Origin of the sequence: Fischerella sp. JS2, from assembly GCF_032393985.1 — a bacterium.
Lineage (GTDB): Bacteria > Cyanobacteriota > Cyanobacteriia > Cyanobacteriales > Nostocaceae > Fischerella.
In genome coordinates, this window is the sequence record NZ_CP135918.1 from 1,041,930 (window position 1) to 1,056,667 (window position 14,738).

12 protein-coding genes and 1 pseudogene are annotated in these 14,738 nt (G+C 39.4%); 5 read left to right on the plus strand and 8 right to left on the minus strand.

Annotation, left to right across the window (positions count from 1 at the left end; translation table 11 throughout):
• Positions 1 to 69 precede the first annotated feature (69 nt).
• Positions 70 to 828 (minus strand): metallophosphoesterase family protein, encoded by a 759-nt coding sequence (locus RS893_RS04400; RefSeq protein WP_315790043.1) that lies wholly within the window; start codon positions 826 to 828, stop codon positions 70 to 72.
• A gap of 416 nt (positions 829 to 1,244) precedes the next feature.
• On the minus strand, positions 1,245 to 4,370 hold the full coding sequence (locus tag RS893_RS04405) for a plasmid replication protein, CyRepA1 family (protein ID WP_315790044.1): 3,126 nt from the start codon (positions 4,368 to 4,370) through the stop codon (positions 1,245 to 1,247).
• 358 nt (positions 4,371 to 4,728) lie between these two features.
• Here RS893_RS04405 and RS893_RS04410 point away from each other — a divergent pair, with 358 nt between their 5' ends.
• Positions 4,729 to 5,115, plus strand: coding sequence for a DUF4440 domain-containing protein (locus RS893_RS04410; protein WP_315790045.1), 387 nt, complete (start codon positions 4,729 to 4,731; stop codon positions 5,113 to 5,115).
• 150 nt (positions 5,116 to 5,265) lie between these two features.
• Positions 5,266 to 5,898, plus strand: coding sequence for a Vat family streptogramin A O-acetyltransferase (locus tag RS893_RS04415; protein WP_315790046.1), 633 nt, complete (start codon positions 5,266 to 5,268; stop codon positions 5,896 to 5,898).
• 80 nt (positions 5,899 to 5,978) lie between these two features.
• Here RS893_RS04415 and RS893_RS04420 read toward each other — a convergent pair whose 3' ends face one another.
• Positions 5,979 to 6,509, minus strand: coding sequence for a hypothetical protein (locus RS893_RS04420; protein ID WP_315790047.1), 531 nt, complete (start codon positions 6,507 to 6,509; stop codon positions 5,979 to 5,981).
• Positions 6,510 to 7,407: 898 nt separating this feature from the next.
• Between RS893_RS04420 and ureE the strand changes: the two genes are divergently transcribed.
• From ureE to RS893_RS04435, 3 genes are read left to right on the plus strand one after another with little or no spacing between them, the layout of a single operon-like run.
• A complete protein-coding gene (gene ureE / locus RS893_RS04425) occupies positions 7,408 to 7,851 on the plus strand; it encodes an urease accessory protein UreE (RefSeq protein WP_315790048.1) in 444 nt (147 codons plus the stop codon).
• A complete protein-coding gene (locus RS893_RS04430; protein ID WP_315790049.1) occupies positions 7,829 to 8,518 on the plus strand; it encodes an urease accessory protein UreF in 690 nt (229 codons plus the stop codon). The genes ureE and RS893_RS04430 overlap by 23 nt, the downstream gene beginning before the upstream one ends.
• A gap of 17 nt (positions 8,519 to 8,535) precedes the next feature.
• On the plus strand, positions 8,536 to 9,147 hold the full coding sequence (locus RS893_RS04435) for an HD domain-containing protein (protein WP_315790050.1): 612 nt from the start codon (positions 8,536 to 8,538) through the stop codon (positions 9,145 to 9,147).
• Between the two features lie 80 nt (positions 9,148 to 9,227).
• Here the strand turns inward: RS893_RS04435 and RS893_RS04440 are convergent, their stop codons facing one another.
• The 5 genes and pseudogenes from RS893_RS04440 to RS893_RS04460 all read right to left on the minus strand — a co-directional run bounded on the left by RS893_RS04440 (position 9,228) and on the right by RS893_RS04460 (position 14,725).
• On the minus strand, positions 9,228 to 9,824 hold the full coding sequence (locus RS893_RS04440) for a DUF3611 family protein (protein ID WP_315790051.1): 597 nt from the start codon (positions 9,822 to 9,824) through the stop codon (positions 9,228 to 9,230).
• Between the two features lie 153 nt (positions 9,825 to 9,977).
• A complete protein-coding gene (locus tag RS893_RS04445; RefSeq protein WP_315790052.1) occupies positions 9,978 to 12,872 on the minus strand; it encodes a CAAX protease in 2,895 nt (964 codons plus the stop codon).
• Position 12,873: 1 nt separating this feature from the next.
• The gene (locus RS893_RS04450) at positions 12,874 to 13,605 is read right to left on the minus strand and encodes a hypothetical protein (protein ID WP_315790053.1); all 732 of its coding nucleotides are present in this window, start codon (positions 13,603 to 13,605) and stop codon (positions 12,874 to 12,876) included.
• 116 nt (positions 13,606 to 13,721) lie between these two features.
• Positions 13,722 to 14,294 (minus strand): annotated as a pseudogene (locus RS893_RS04455) (Uma2 family endonuclease).
• 236 nt (positions 14,295 to 14,530) lie between these two features.
• Positions 14,531 to 14,725, minus strand: coding sequence for a DUF3303 domain-containing protein (locus RS893_RS04460; protein ID WP_315790054.1), 195 nt, complete (start codon positions 14,723 to 14,725; stop codon positions 14,531 to 14,533).
• Positions 14,726 to 14,738: the final 13 nt, after the last annotated feature.

The following is a 14,738-nucleotide window of genomic DNA, read 5'->3' on the forward strand; positions in this document are numbered from 1 at the left end:
CCTCATCCAAATCTTAATATCAATTTTGGATTTTAGATTTTGGATTAAAACCATAGCTTTCACTCAACATTAGGCGAAACACTTGTTGCGGTGATTAACATGAAATTGTTTCGGGTTGACGATGGTCACTATTTCTTCTAAAGGTGAGATCCGGATGCAATTTTTAAGAACATTTGCTTGATAAACCAAATTATTTGTAATATCCAATCCCGTTAACCAACCACTACGGGGATGATAAGCCCCAGTATCTATATCTAACCACCCTTGTCCTTGGGCTAATTGTCCAGGGGAAACGCCTGGTAGAGTAAAAGTAATAGTATGACCGATAATCATCAATTTATCGGAGAAGTATGGTTCTTCAATACTATGGAATTCATCTCGCACCCAACAAAATTGATTGGCAGTTTGTTCTGTCAGGGGAATGAAAGGGTTAACACCAGCATGAACTAACCAAATATCCCCTAAATCAATATATGTAGGCAAATTATCAAACCATTCTAGATGATCGTGGGGAATTGTAGCTTCTTCATAACTAGCTACTGTTGCCTGACCACCACTATATAGCCATGCTTGTACTGTAGGAGTGGGGATACGTTTAGTGAGAATATTTAATAGCATTTGCTCGTGATTCCCTAACAAACATTGATAGGGACTGTCTTTGACAAAATTAACTACTTGGGCGCTTTGTGGACCACGATCTATTAAGTCTCCTAAAAAGTAGACTTGATCGTCTGATGCGGGGGCGATCGCATCCAACAATCTCATTAAACCTTCGTAGTGACCATGCACATCCCCAATTACTATCCTTCGGTAACTAGTTACGCTCATCGGCTTATTGTTTGACTAATTTTGCCTTTTGTTTTGCTGCTACAGTATAAACTGCATAAATTTCGTAAATTTAGTAAAAAACTTACAAATCTGTCATTTATTCCATTATTCCCAGTTGCACTGGCTATATTTAAATTTGATGTCAGAATTTTCCTTTGAGACTTTGCACAAATAACCTCATCTTATGTGCAGATTCTGCTAAGCAATTTAAATTTTAAATAAATGTATATGATAATCGCTTCAATTTAATAGTTGGCAGGGAGGTAAAACCCCTTCAGCGACTTTAGCCCCAGTGAATAATTGTAGCAATAAATACACACAAGTCAAGTTTTTTTATATCTGCAAAAGATAATAATAACCGTTGAAAATGGCAATGGGTCAACAAATACGGTAAAAATCAACTAATTGATTTTTGTTTATCTGACATACACAGGATTTTTATATTTATTTCCTGTATATATGTGCTGTGCTGTGCTTCTCAAATCAGAGTAACAATCAGTAATATCGCATCCAATGCTCTTAAGATTAGTTGATATTAGCTGGTCTCGTTGATGCCAAACTGCAAATATTCTCTCTCTACCATCATCGAGAGTTACGGGATTTATTCTGTAAGATTGATCAACTCGCTGTAATTTCAAACCTAGTAAATTCAATAATCTACTCAGGATTTTGATTGCTGAAACGTGTTCTTTACCCTTCACTAAATTGATACCAAGTGTTCTTTTAATGTGTCTACTACACTGCACAGCAGTATTTTGCAACAACATTAAATCAGCATCGTGTTCAGTAAATACTCGTTCTGGCTCTAAAAACTGTAGCATTCCTAAAGCTCTCATTGCTTCAACTTTGAGGGTATATATTTTTAAATCTGGTAGAAAAACCTTACCTTCACCCCAGGATAGTTGCTGTTGCCATTCTTGCTGATCTCGTCGCCAAAAATATTCACTTTCATGAGTGAGATAATAGTGAATTAACAATTGTCCATAATATCCCTGGTCATCTAGCAATTTAAGTTGGGGAGTAACTGCTATGCCGTATTTCTGCCTAAGAATATATTTATGAATTTGATTGCGTTCCTTATCTGTTAGCGAATGTTTAGCTATTAGCTGCTCATATTCCACATAGTCAATATTTTTGGCATTAGCTACAGCCGTTGCTGCTAATAATTGATTTTGTTGCTTAATTTCCTTGATTTTGCGTTTAATTTCTTTTGCTTTTTGACGACTTTTTGACCAGTCTTTTTGAACTCTCACAATTTCTAGAATCAATCTTCTGCGAGTCGCTAAATCATTAGGGTCAGTAGCTAAAAAAGCAAGACGTAAATCACGAACAATATTATTTTGGACAGCATTACTCCGTAGATGAATTTGATGACCATCAGCAATTAAACCATCTTTCATTGATTGACGATAGAGGTTAATCGAAGCATTTACTCTTGCTGCTAATTTAGACCAAGTTCGTAAATGAATTGGATCATACACTAATGGTAAATCTACATCAATTTTATGTATAGGACTAAGTAAGGCTAAGTTTTCTTTTTGATTTTCTTGATACCAAGAAGAGAGCAAACGATAATTTGTACTACCACTACCAATTAAACCAACACCTCGCTTAGCACACCAAATAACTCGTGGGACATCATCTCGTACCCTGGCTAATGCTTGTCGTGCTTCTGAATCAGGAATTACTCCTTGAAAAATGCCATATACACAATCGAAATGTTGGACATCAATACTAATTCCAGTCCCTAAGCTGGGAGTGACAAAAACAGTATCGTATTCTGGCACTTTTTGGTTAATACATGTGATAAAGTCAACAGCTTCATGACCAGGAGTATTTGTTGTCAAACTACTGACTACTAAGGTTTTAGAAAATTGCTTTTGCAGTCTTTGCAGTCGTTCTTTCAAGTAGCCAGCGATTGTTTCACAACTGTAACGTCCGGAACGACTATCAGTAGTAACATAACATTTACGTCCTGCCATTAAATCTAATTCTAGCTGGTGAATTAGTGGAGTTGGGTTAGGAGAATCATAAAAAGTCACATCCCAACCTCGTTGCGGTTTCCATTGATTAACTACTACCCACGGGGTTAATTTAATTCCTGCTAATGCTTGTAAATATTCTAAAGAAATATCAGATAAATCGGCATCTTGAGCAATAACTAATCCACCTGTGGTTAGTATATTAGCAATTAGTTGCTGAAATGATTTTAATAATTTGACTCGTTTTTCTTGACAAGTGTTACTGTTGAGCAGATGCCATAACGATTGTTCTACTTCATCTAAAACTAAGATAGCTCCTTGCCAATCTTCAGGATTCAGCTTCCATAAAGAATCTATACATAATCCTAGAGATGGGGTGGATTGATAGCGAGCATGAAAGCGATCGCTACGCACTAAGCTATCATTATTAATGCCCCAATTAATACCGATTTTTTCACATAAAAATCGACCAAGTTGAATTCTATGAGTAATTAATAAAACTGGTTGATTTCTACTTTTTGCTTGTTGCACAATTGTCTGAAGCGCTGTGGTTTTGCCTGTACCTTTAGCTGATCTTATACCTACTAACCCAGAAGTCGGAAAAGGGATTTCCCCTAAATAGCGACTGTTAAGAGTAAGTGCTGGAGGTATAGTTAATTCGGTATGAGGCTTTGTTTGAGCAAGATAAATTTCTAAATCAACGCTTTGACGATATATTTTCTCAAAGGCACTTGCACCTTTAGCAACAATAAACTCATCAACTCCTTTTTCTTTCCCTGTTAGTTCTATCACTTTTACAGGACAATCATTGGTTTGGAATAGAAAACCAAGTTGAGAAATAGCATTATTGACTGCGGCGATTTTGTTGGGTTGAGTTTCAAAATCAAAGCAAATATAAAATGTGCGTTTAGCGATCGCGATCGCATCTAAGTCTGGTATCATTTGACGACTAATAACTTTGCCAAATTCATCTTTAGTAACGCGATAACCACTAGTAATTCCGGGGACACCGATAGCCGCATATCCTTGCGTTAACAGTGCAGCAGCTTTTTTGACGCCTTCACAAATAATTACTGGTATATTTCTTGCCATCACCCATGGCCAAAAACCCACAGCTTCACCATTTTCGGCAATGCTAATATCTTCAGGCATGGCTTGATTATAACGTTGAGCGACTTGCTGCCACACATGGAGACTAACTCGTAAACAAAACACCCGCGTCGGTGTGCAGGGAGGATGTTCGTACTTAATAGATTTGCCTTTTTTATTGAGTCGAGGTTGATTTGGCTTGAAGCATCCCCACTCCATTGCTTCCCAGTTATTGAGAGGATCAAGTCCAGCACACCACCAGCCACCAGCACTTACATGAGCATAGCGTTGTAACCAGCTACTCTTTACCATCCCAATGTTCGTGCGTGGTATGTGTTCAGAAATTAACAGATAGTTATAGACGGTTTCACCTTGCAAAGATTGAAAATTCAAAGTAGCTAAGTGTAAATCAATACCACTACTCTTGACTAATTCTTCTAGGTGTTGGGGTTGTAGATAGTGCAAATGCATTAGTCAGCGCAAAATGGGAGACAATGGATTTAAAACCTTACCACGCTCCTACTAGATTTAATAGAAGTAATTTTAACGATTTACAGTTGTCTTTTTTTACCAAGTTACGGGAGACACATCGGTGAAATATTCCGTAGGTTATAGAGTCTTTTTTATTGCCTGACTAATAAGTATGTATTGTAATATTTATTATAATTTACATATTAATTATAAGTAATATTACATAGTTAATCTCAGTAGTTACTTACAAACTCTAGTACACATACAAAACTGTGCTATGTTTGTTACCTGAACAGAAGCTTTAAATGCCTTGTTTGAGACTGTCTGTGATCATGCGATTTAATTTTTAGAACACATTATGGCAGCAGAGTATTCACAAGAAATACTTCTCCGTAAGCTTGAAGAGCGTTTGCTGCAACCCGATGTACGAAGATCAGCGCTAGAAGTTGCAGACTTGCTGGCTGACGAATTTATTGAATTCGGAAGTTCAGGACGTGTCTTTGATAAGCAGCAAACTATCGAGCATTTGCAGAATGAACCCATTGAACCCCTAACTCAAAGATCAATAACAGAATTCAACACCTCGGTTTTGGCAGCAGGAGTTGTTTTAGTAACTTATCGTGTAGTTAGATACAGTACAGCTAGCGAAGAGCATGTTTATTCACTACGAAGTTCTGTATGGAAATTAATTAATAATCAATGGAAAATAGTCTTCCATCAAGGTACTTTGACAAAGGAGGCATAATAGCTGCAGTAGACGGACGCAAGCCGCTAGTGTTGAATGAGGGTAATCACTGCTATTGATATAGCCGTCTGTAAGATGCGATCGCAACTGAAACTATCATTACATAATCACTGAACTTGGTAAAAAGATAAGTAATTCCGAGGTGCTGCGATGCAATGTCCAGATGCAAAAAACCCACATCCCATGCAGGGTTTTCCCCAGGTATGTTTTATTAAAAACACTGTCACCAACCCTAACATCATCATTGGGGATTATACATATTACGATGACCTACAAGACTCGGAAAACTTTGAGCGTAATGTGCTTTACCACTACCCATTTATTGGCGACAAGCTGATCATTGGCAAGTTTTGTGCTTTAGCCACAGGCGTAAAATTCATCATGAATGGTGCAAATCATCAGATGTCTGGCTTTTCAACCTATCCATTTAACATTTTTGGTAGTGGTTGGGAACGCCTCACACCAAAACCCGAAGAATTACCTTTCAAAGGTGACACTGTGATTGGTAACGATGTGTGGATTGGATACGAAGCAGTGATTATGCCTGGAGTTAAAATCGGTGATGGTGCGGTCGTTGCTGCAAAATCTGTAGTTGTCAAAGATGTACCACCTTACGCAATTGTCGGAGGTAATCCAGCTAGTTTATTACGCCTACGCTTTCCAGACGAAATCATTGATGCTTTACTAAAAATTGCCTGGTGGAACTGGGATATAGAAAAAATTACGAGAAATTTAGAAAACATTGTGGGTGCAGATATTGAAGCGTTAAAAAATTGTGTGTGATTTCCGTAATTATTGCTGTAATGATAGCAATTATTAAGGACAAATGAAAACCCTCACGATTTAACTTTATTTACACCAATTTACTTATCTTTCCCCTTGTTATTTTCTTCCTCAATACTCTTGCGAAGTTCAATATACTGCTTACCTAAAGCCGTGATTTTAACATAATTAGATAAATTATTTCCTTCATAAGGAATATCACGAATTTCCTTTGTATCCTCTATGTAACCTATATCTCGTAAGTGGTACAGTTCTCTTTCTAATTTAGCTGTCAAATCGTAAATACCATAGTTACCAGAGTTAATTTTTTGCAATGACTTATACATTGATTCTGGTATTGTTAAGTGAAATATCTTATCTACTCTGTTTTTCGTAGTACTCAGTTTTTTATTAAGAGAATTGATTTTGTTGTCAATTTTATCTCTGTCGAATGTCAGCGCAACAACATCATCTGCTCGTGGGATAAAAACCATTAAGATTGCAATGAAAAGCAATGCTGCTATAGTTAATACAGAACTACGTCCAGAGAATAACATTACCAGTAAAACGCCTTCTATAAAAGCAAGGCATGAAAAAGCAGCCCACCATTTTGTGGTATAGTCTTGAGTCATACTTAACTCTCCCAAAAGTGTCTTGAGAAACTATTATTCTTTATAGTTAAATTTAATTATAGTTTTGTTTTTCCTATCTGATTCATTTTAATATTATGATGCCTTGATAATATCAAAATTTTATTTTCAACAAGTAGAAATACTTAATATATTTGCAAGAAAACAATCAATAAATGATTATATTTGATTGATAACTACATCTCAGTAATAATAAGGTAGATATGCTTTAGACTTACTTGGCAAAATGAAAAAATCCTTCGCATAAAAGTTGAAATGGATTCTTTAATACAAGAGATTATCAAAAAACTACATAATTTCCCATAAACTGCAATCAAAGAAGTTCTAGAGTTAGTTGATGTTCTAGAGTGTCAATATCATTACCCAGTTGCAGAACTCATCACAGCTGAACACTACCAAAATTTAATTGCAGAAACTGTTGCCACTGCTCTCAAAGGTCAGATTTGCTCCAAAGAATATATATATCGTCTATTGGTAGAAAATGTTAGCAGTGGCACAGGTGAATTTTTTGAACACTGTTTGAGCGATCGCCTCAACACTACCTAATCTGAGCTAGATAATACTGCTAATTCACCTAATTTTTTTGAAAGGGAAACGCCTAAATTAAAAAAAGCGAACGCTTTTCACGGCAGTGGCTAGGGAACATTTAAGGAGTTTTACACGCTATCGGTACTACCAGGTTGACGTGGAGTTCTTCCAAACTCAGTCAGCTACACACAATTTATGGAAAGTGCGATCACTCATCTTTTCCACAGTGCGATCGCCATTGCTATTTTGACAGTCGCATTTATTGATTATGTGAGTGCGATAATGATACACATCGATAGACACAGATGGATTATGATTTTGCTGCTAAGTTAATTTACGCTCCCTTTTGCTAATGCTAACTTTTACCCAAAAAAAACCACCAAATCCGAATGCAGCAGTAGTTTCTACTTTGTTTCTCACTGCGGAAGAACGTAAGCGCAGTCGTCATCGCTTGCAAATGGAAGATGGACAAGTGGTTTTTTTGCGTTTACCTAGAGGTACGGTACTGCGAGATGGGGATATTCTTGTAGATGAAACTACTGGTAGTCTAGTGAGGATTATTGCCAAGCCAGAACCTGTTTTAACAGTAGTTGCTAAAAACACTATAGATTTGCTAAAGGCGGCCTATCATTTAGGCAACCGTCATGTGGCAGTAGAAATTACATCCACTTATTTACGCTTATCTCCTGATTCAGTTTTACAGGCAATGCTGCAACAACTAGGAGTGGAAATTAAAGCAGAAATATCACCCTTTCAACCAGAAACAGGTGCGTATGGACACCATCACTCTCACTGATGCTAATCTGTTGTGTCTGTTGCAACTAGCTAGCCCAGCTTTACCTGTGGGCGGATATAGTTATTCTGAAGGATTAGAAACTTTGGTAGAAGATGGTGCGATCGCTCATCCAGCACATCTTAAGCATTGGTTAGAAATGGAATTGCGTTATGGGGCAATTCGCATGGAAGCAGCAGTGATGATTCGAGGCTATCAATCAGTACAAGTGGGAGATTTCCAGAGGTTATCTAGTTGGAATAATTGGTTATCGGCGGCCAGAGAAACCGAAGAATTACGCGCTTCTAGTTTGGGGATGGGGCGATCACTAATCCGTCTGTTAATTGAATTAGAACCACAAATTAAACCTATTACTGATTCTGTGGGTAATTCCTGTAATTATGCGATCGCTTTTGGCATTGCTGCTGCCTATTGGCAAATAAATATACAAACAGCCTTATTAGGATATTTATATTCTTGGGCAAATAACTTGATTACTGCTGGGGTGAAACTCGTTCCTCTAGGTCAAACTTCAGGGCAAAAAATACTACTAGAACTCCAGCCATTACTGAGCTACGTCACAGTACAGATTCTAAATTTAGAAGGTGATGAACTCAGTTGCTGTACTTGGGGTTTATCTTTAGCAAGTATGAGGCATGAAACACTGTATACAAGATTGTTTAGAAGCTAGTTAATTTTGGATTTAGTATGCAAATTAATCGACTGACTCAACAAATTCAATTCATTATAGAAATTGACAAACTCAAGCAAATTTTGCGTCAAACTCTGCTTACAGATAGCTCACGTCAAGAAAATAGTGCTGAACACTCTTGGCATATCACAGTCATGGCGATAGTTTTAGCGGAGTATGCTCCAGCAGGAACTGACATTCTCCGTGCTATCAAAATGTTGCTAATTCACGATTTAGTGGAAATTGATGCAGGTGATACCTTCTGTTATGATTTGCAAGGCAATTTGAGCAAAGCAGAAAAAGAAGCTGAAGCAGCAAAAAGACTATTTGGACTTTTACCTGTAGATCAACAAACAGAGTTACATTCTCTGTGGGAAGAGTTTGAATTACAGCAAACACCCACTGCTCATTTTGCCGCAGCTTTAGACCGTATCCAACCTCTACTGCATAACCAACAAACTCAAGGTGGAACTTGGCGCATTCATGGTATTTTCCGCGAGCAAGTCATGCGACGTGTTGCTCCTGTAGAAGTAGGTGCGCCAGAATTATGGTCTTTTGTTCAACAATTAATAGATGATTGTGTTGCAGCAGGTTATTTGCAAGCAAATTCTGGTGTGGAAGTTGGTTAGTAGCCAGAAAGATTATGTTTTAGAGATCATATTTTAATTAATATGCAGAAGATCCACAATTGACCACCCTGAAGCGCTGTTTATTCATAAACAGGCTGTGGTATAAGCCTATATAACAGCCACAGCGCAACAATTACTCCCACTAATTCCGCAGCGATCGCACAGCTGACTGCCTGTATGGAGATAATTTGTAGAGGAGTAATTGGTAAACCTGGAGTTGCTACCGCCGCACCAGGTAGGGGTCTATAAATAGTAGATGCGCCTTGGGGAATTGATAGGACTTTATTCAACAGCAAGCCGACCTGAGTAAGTAAGACAATGACTGCAAATACCATGCCGCTAATATTGGCAATGATGCCGATCCACAAACCTCTCGTCACCTCTTTTCTAGAGGGGCGCAGATCAGGATCATCTAGCTTTCTTGACAAGCGTGTGTAGCGAAAACACCAGTAAATTGTGAAGATTAAAACTAGCAAACAAGCATAAGCACTCAAAACACCAATACTGTTTTGAGTGCCGACTCGGCCAGAATTGCCCCTAAACAACAGGGTAGGTATAGCTATGAATAGGGGGATACTTCCCAACACTAACTGTAGCCAGAAACCAATCCAACCCAGTATGCGAAATTCGCTGGCAATTTTATGAACGTTAGTTGATGGTGAGTGTGATGTATGCATACATAATATGAGTGATACGGTAGATGCTAAAATTTCTTGGTGTCTTTGTTGTGAAAAAATTAACTTTTGAACCACCAAGCCACTAAGACACAAAGGTGAAAAGACCAAAATTCGGGAAATTTTTGGATTTTTACCCACCTTGAAAGGCTGATGCTAAAATGTCATCGGGGCAACTGCGGCAATATCAGGATCACAACCCCCTACTTGACTGGTAGTAAGTACCCATACAGAAGCTCCCTGCTTGAGAAATATTTCAGTTACAGTATCACTGGCTTTACGAGGAAACATTGCCCGCCAACTGATTAAACCTGTGAATAGTTGTTTTAAGGGGCTGTCTTCTAGAGAACTGCCGAGGCTTTCAGTATAGTTTTGCCAGTCAGCGCGGGCAACACCGAAAGGTAAGAGTTCCCACCGGAGAGATTTTCCTAACTTGACCAATCTTTGCAGACGGGTGGCGTCTTCGGGATTGCCCTCTAGCCAGTTTTGATACTCTGGATGATTAGATTTAATTGCCTTCTCAATTGCTTTGATGGCAGCATATAATGATTGATTAGAATCTTGGGAGCAGTTATTGGCAGGGCTGACATAAGTGCCACCAGTACCATCACCAATGCGGTAACGGGCTGTCATAATTTCCAATTCCCGGATCAGTGTTTGTAATGCTGATCGCCTGATGCCATTAATATCGTAGTCTTCGGTAAAAGGATCATATTTGATCACAATGTTGGTAGTAGGACGAATCCCTATCCAACCAAACTGGCGATCGCCTAAATAACGCGATATATGCAAAGTCCCAGCAATTAACCCATCGATGTTATGAGTGTAAACCTGGTGATACGCGATGTCGAAGCATAATTCATCTGTCAGGGGTTCCCGCACAACCTGGGCCACTCCATAGGCAAAATGCCCAAAGTATACAGGACCACTAGCTGCGGCTTCTTTTTTCTTGCCTCCGATACCGCCGTAGGTATGGATAACCAAAGCCCGATCGCCTTCACGCCACTCTGAGACTGCTTGCTCAATCTCTCGGTCTTGTGTATTTAAAAGCACAGATTGAATTTGTCCTTTATGAGCAATGATTTCCTGCCAGGATTCTTTTTTCAAGTAGTTCAGGGCTGGTTTTATGCCATTGATTACTCTTTGTGGCTTGACTTGCACCAAAGAGCGGGGAATAAGTGACTGGACTACAAACATACCGCCAGGATCTCTAGCACCGTAAATATACCAGCCTGTAGGATTTAAAGGAGACTTCTCAATATTATGGTTGGTGGAAGGATAAATTTCCTTTTCATAAGGAAGTACTTGAGGCATTCTTACGACTTCTTCAACTCCATCAAATTGCCCAGAGGTAGGATTATAGTGAACAACGCAGAACTGTTCCCTGTCTGGTGTGGCTGGTTGTAAAAACTTGACTAAGGCGTAAAATCGCCCTGAAATTTGCACAGGTTCGCTAGTGATGTGCAAAGTAACAGTTTGGTTTCCCCCATTTTCTTCAATCACTACAGGCTCAGGCAACATGACAACAACATCATCATTAGGTCTAGCACCTGCTAATGACTCTAAGGGTGTCACCTGTCGCCAATGATTTAAACGGGTTGGTTGCACTAACCCTTGTTGGGAACTATAAATTGCTTGTTGGCTAAAATGAACATCTTTAATAACAGTTTGCACTAAGTTTCTGGCTGTGGAACTTTCAAACCATTTCAGATTTACAATTTCTCCGATGAGATGTTGATATTCACCAGGGGCATGATATAGTTCCAGCAACACACCAAACTGTCGTTGTACCTTTGGTGGCAAAATCAGCCTGCCCATCCAAGCAGCAATGGGTTGATAGAGGTTTGTTGGTACAGTCCCAGTTAATGATCTGGTTGTTTGAAGTAAAGGATAGTAGTCTGGTCGGTTAAAATCTGCTTGTTGATAGCGATCGTAATTACTGAGTTGACGCGGTTCGGTTTCTTGCTCGGTGTCATACTCCTCTAGTAAGATTTTTGTCACTACATCTAGTGTTTGTTGCAGATGAGTGCGACCATCAGGCAATAATTTATGAGGATCTAAGACACCTCCAGCACCACTATGACCGACTGGACCGAGAGAAGCAAAAGAAATTTTACCCATGCGTTTGGCACGATTCCAGTAGGATAGGAAGAAGATTTTCCAGCGTTTGGGAAAAAAAATCGGACCTAAGCGTTCAACAGGGTCTTTGTCGCCAACAAAATGATAAAGATGCTCTACCATTAGAGCATTAGTATTGCCACTGATAACACCTGCTAAAGAAATTACCTCAATAGGTGCTACTAATGCCTTCTTGAGATACGAGAGTGTCCCCATTGCTATTTGTCCACCGCCACTAAAACCAATTAGGGTGATTGGTATACCGCTACCAGGTGTGTAACCATAGTTAATCAGGCTGTTGTACATTACTTGAGCCATTCCCTGGTTATAAATTGGACCGTAGCGTTGGTCAGCAGAAACCATGACTACATAAGTATTACGGATATTAATTGCTACAGCAAGCAAGAGACCTAGTATACCTGGATTTGGCGACATACTCAATCGCTCGGCTGTCCGCCAAAAAAATGATAGTAGTCTATCATCGGTTAAAGGTCGATTGAGGACAGAGTAAGGAATTAGTCCTCTAATAATAGCGATGTTATCTGGTAATATGGCTGCTAACTGACTGAGAAACTCTTCACCATCAGGAAAGTACCGCGAAGAAGCTTGGCCAATACCATCTAAATAAATTACATAACGTACAACATTTGTTTGCGGTGGGATTGGTTCTTCTAAGGTACCTGGATCGATTGTTGTATCAATTTGATCCCCATACCAACCTGCCCACCAGCCCAAAGCTTCTAGAGGAACTAGCAGTCCGGCAAAAAGGATAGCAATTAAAGCAATCTGCGCTAAACTTATAGTCAAGCTTAACGCATCAGTAAGAGTATCGTAGGCAACTACCCACATCTGACGCAGTTGTGGAAATAATACAGTTAAAAGCAAGGCTATCAAAAAAACACCCAAAATTTTGACGACTCGCTTTAACATCATCTCACTCTCCGTCGTCTCTGTTGTTAAGGGTGTTGCCAGTTCGATAAATATTGGAGAAGATTTGTTGCGGCCCTGCTTGCAGAAGACTTTCTATTCCTCGCATATCCGTGACTAATTTTGTACCAGCCACCGTGTTTGAAAGCCATATACCGATCGCTGCGATGGGTCTACCGATGGTACGCTGTAAAATTTGGAGTACCACCCACCCTAAAGCCGCGCACCAAAACGCCCGCCATACACTGACATGCAGGACAGCATGCAAACCTACCTCAAATGCCAATAAAGTCCAGATAGAGAGTATGACGTTAATGGGTACACCTAAATAAGGCAATGCCACTAAAAAACTAAATATCATCGGTGCATAGGCCAGTCCCAGAAGAGACCATATAACTTCATATGGGGTACTAGCATCAAAGAATAGCCAACTCACAAACCATGTACTCAGACCCCAAAACAACACACTAAATACAAATAACACTGAGGCGATCGCTAAACTGAGAAGAAAGCGAATTGGCTTGACTCGGTTCACAAATAGCACAATGCCTTGGCCGAAAGCTTGCGAAAAGCCTGCCAGTAACGCGGTATAAAGTGCAACACTAAAACCTTGGGGGAGAATTTGGATAGATTCAAAGGCTTGAGGGTTAAGAGCGATCGCTCCAAATATAAGTTCCCAAAATCGGTCGAAGGCAGTCTGTGTCATGGCAGATGGGTTGAAAAAGCCAATGCAGGGCATTTCCTATTTGTTCAATCACCTTTACATTTTAGAAGTCAAATTGCAATAGCAGATAAGCCAGTTAACAGTTAGCTAAAGACGCGATAAATCGCGTCTGTACAATTATCAGTTATCAGTTAATAACCACATAGATTCAAGCTAAATCCTAGTAATATATTTTCACCAGATAATTCAGTGGGCACAGTTCGTACTTCCACGTCTTGTCTTGGACGATAAATTTCTACTTGCTGCTATTGGCGGTTAATTAACCATGCTAATTGCATCCCTGCATCCATATATTCTTGCATCTTAAAGCGCAGCATTTCTAAATCATCGGTTGCTGACCTTAACTCGATCACAAAATCTGGTGCAATGGGGGGAAATTTGCGTTTTTGTTCGGGTGTAAGTGCTTCCCAACGTTCCCGGCGAATCCAAGTAACATCTGGGGAACGATCAGCACCATTAGGCAACTTAAATATAGTGGAGGAACTAAAAGTGTAACCGAGTTGAGTTTAGCGATTTCAGATAACCAAATCGGCAATTAGGTCAGCTTCTCGATTGCCACTTTCTCCTCCAACCGGTGGGATGATGATTAATTCTCCCTTGGGCGTTTGTTCAAATTTTAACTCCTGGTTATTTTGACATAGCTGATATAACTCGTCTGTCAGGTGAACGGTATCCAAGTTTAATGTCAAAGGAGTTGTAACCATATAGTGAGTCTGAATAGTGGTGGAATAATACCATGCCATGCTTTCTTTGAGGGCTTTTCGCCTAAAATGAGGGGATGAAAAATCGACCACCGTGTAAGGCGATAAACACAGATGGACACAGATATATATTGCGTTGGTGACTAAGTGGTTATTTTAAACTGCAAGAGTGACCTAAAGCTTTATCAAATAAGAGGAATCGCTTCTTCTATTTTAAATGCTGTTGATCTGTACTGCTGCTAAAGCATTTTGTTAACTACTTCTGCTGTCTGTTTTGAGGACACGACAGGAATTACCTCGAATTCACCAAGATCCTGCCATTGCAATATCCACTCTTGAAACAAACGTGGATCGTCACATTCCATAAGTTGAAAGCAAAGATCAAAGTTGATCTCAACCCAGCTATCTACATACTTTAAACCTTCAGGCATCATCCGCCCTTTCTCT

Coding starts and splice junctions, on each gene's coding strand:
- RS893_RS04400 (WP_315790043.1), bottom strand. CDS start 828: ATGAGCGTAACTAGTTACCGAAGGATAGTAATTGGGGATGTGCATGGT.
- RS893_RS04430 (WP_315790049.1), top strand. CDS start 7,829: ATGGACACCATCACTCTCACTGATGCTAATCTGTTGTGTCTGTTGCAA.
- RS893_RS04405 (WP_315790044.1), bottom strand. CDS start 4,370: ATGCATTTGCACTATCTACAACCCCAACACCTAGAAGAATTAGTCAAG.
- RS893_RS04440 (WP_315790051.1), bottom strand. CDS start 9,824: ATGCATACATCACACTCACCATCAACTAACGTTCATAAAATTGCCAGC.
- RS893_RS04435 (WP_315790050.1), top strand. CDS start 8,536: ATGCAAATTAATCGACTGACTCAACAAATTCAATTCATTATAGAAATT.
- RS893_RS04420 (WP_315790047.1), bottom strand. CDS start 6,509: ATGACTCAAGACTATACCACAAAATGGTGGGCTGCTTTTTCATGCCTT.
- RS893_RS04415 (WP_315790046.1), top strand. CDS start 5,266: ATGCAATGTCCAGATGCAAAAAACCCACATCCCATGCAGGGTTTTCCC.
- RS893_RS04445 (WP_315790052.1), bottom strand. CDS start 12,872: ATGATGTTAAAGCGAGTCGTCAAAATTTTGGGTGTTTTTTTGATAGCC.
- RS893_RS04410 (WP_315790045.1), top strand. CDS start 4,729: ATGGCAGCAGAGTATTCACAAGAAATACTTCTCCGTAAGCTTGAAGAG.
- RS893_RS04450 (WP_315790053.1), bottom strand. CDS start 13,605: ATGCCCTGCATTGGCTTTTTCAACCCATCTGCCATGACACAGACTGCC.
- ureE (WP_315790048.1), top strand. CDS start 7,408: ATGCTAACTTTTACCCAAAAAAAACCACCAAATCCGAATGCAGCAGTA.
- RS893_RS04460 (WP_315790054.1), bottom strand. CDS start 14,725: ATGATGCCTGAAGGTTTAAAGTATGTAGATAGCTGGGTTGAGATCAAC.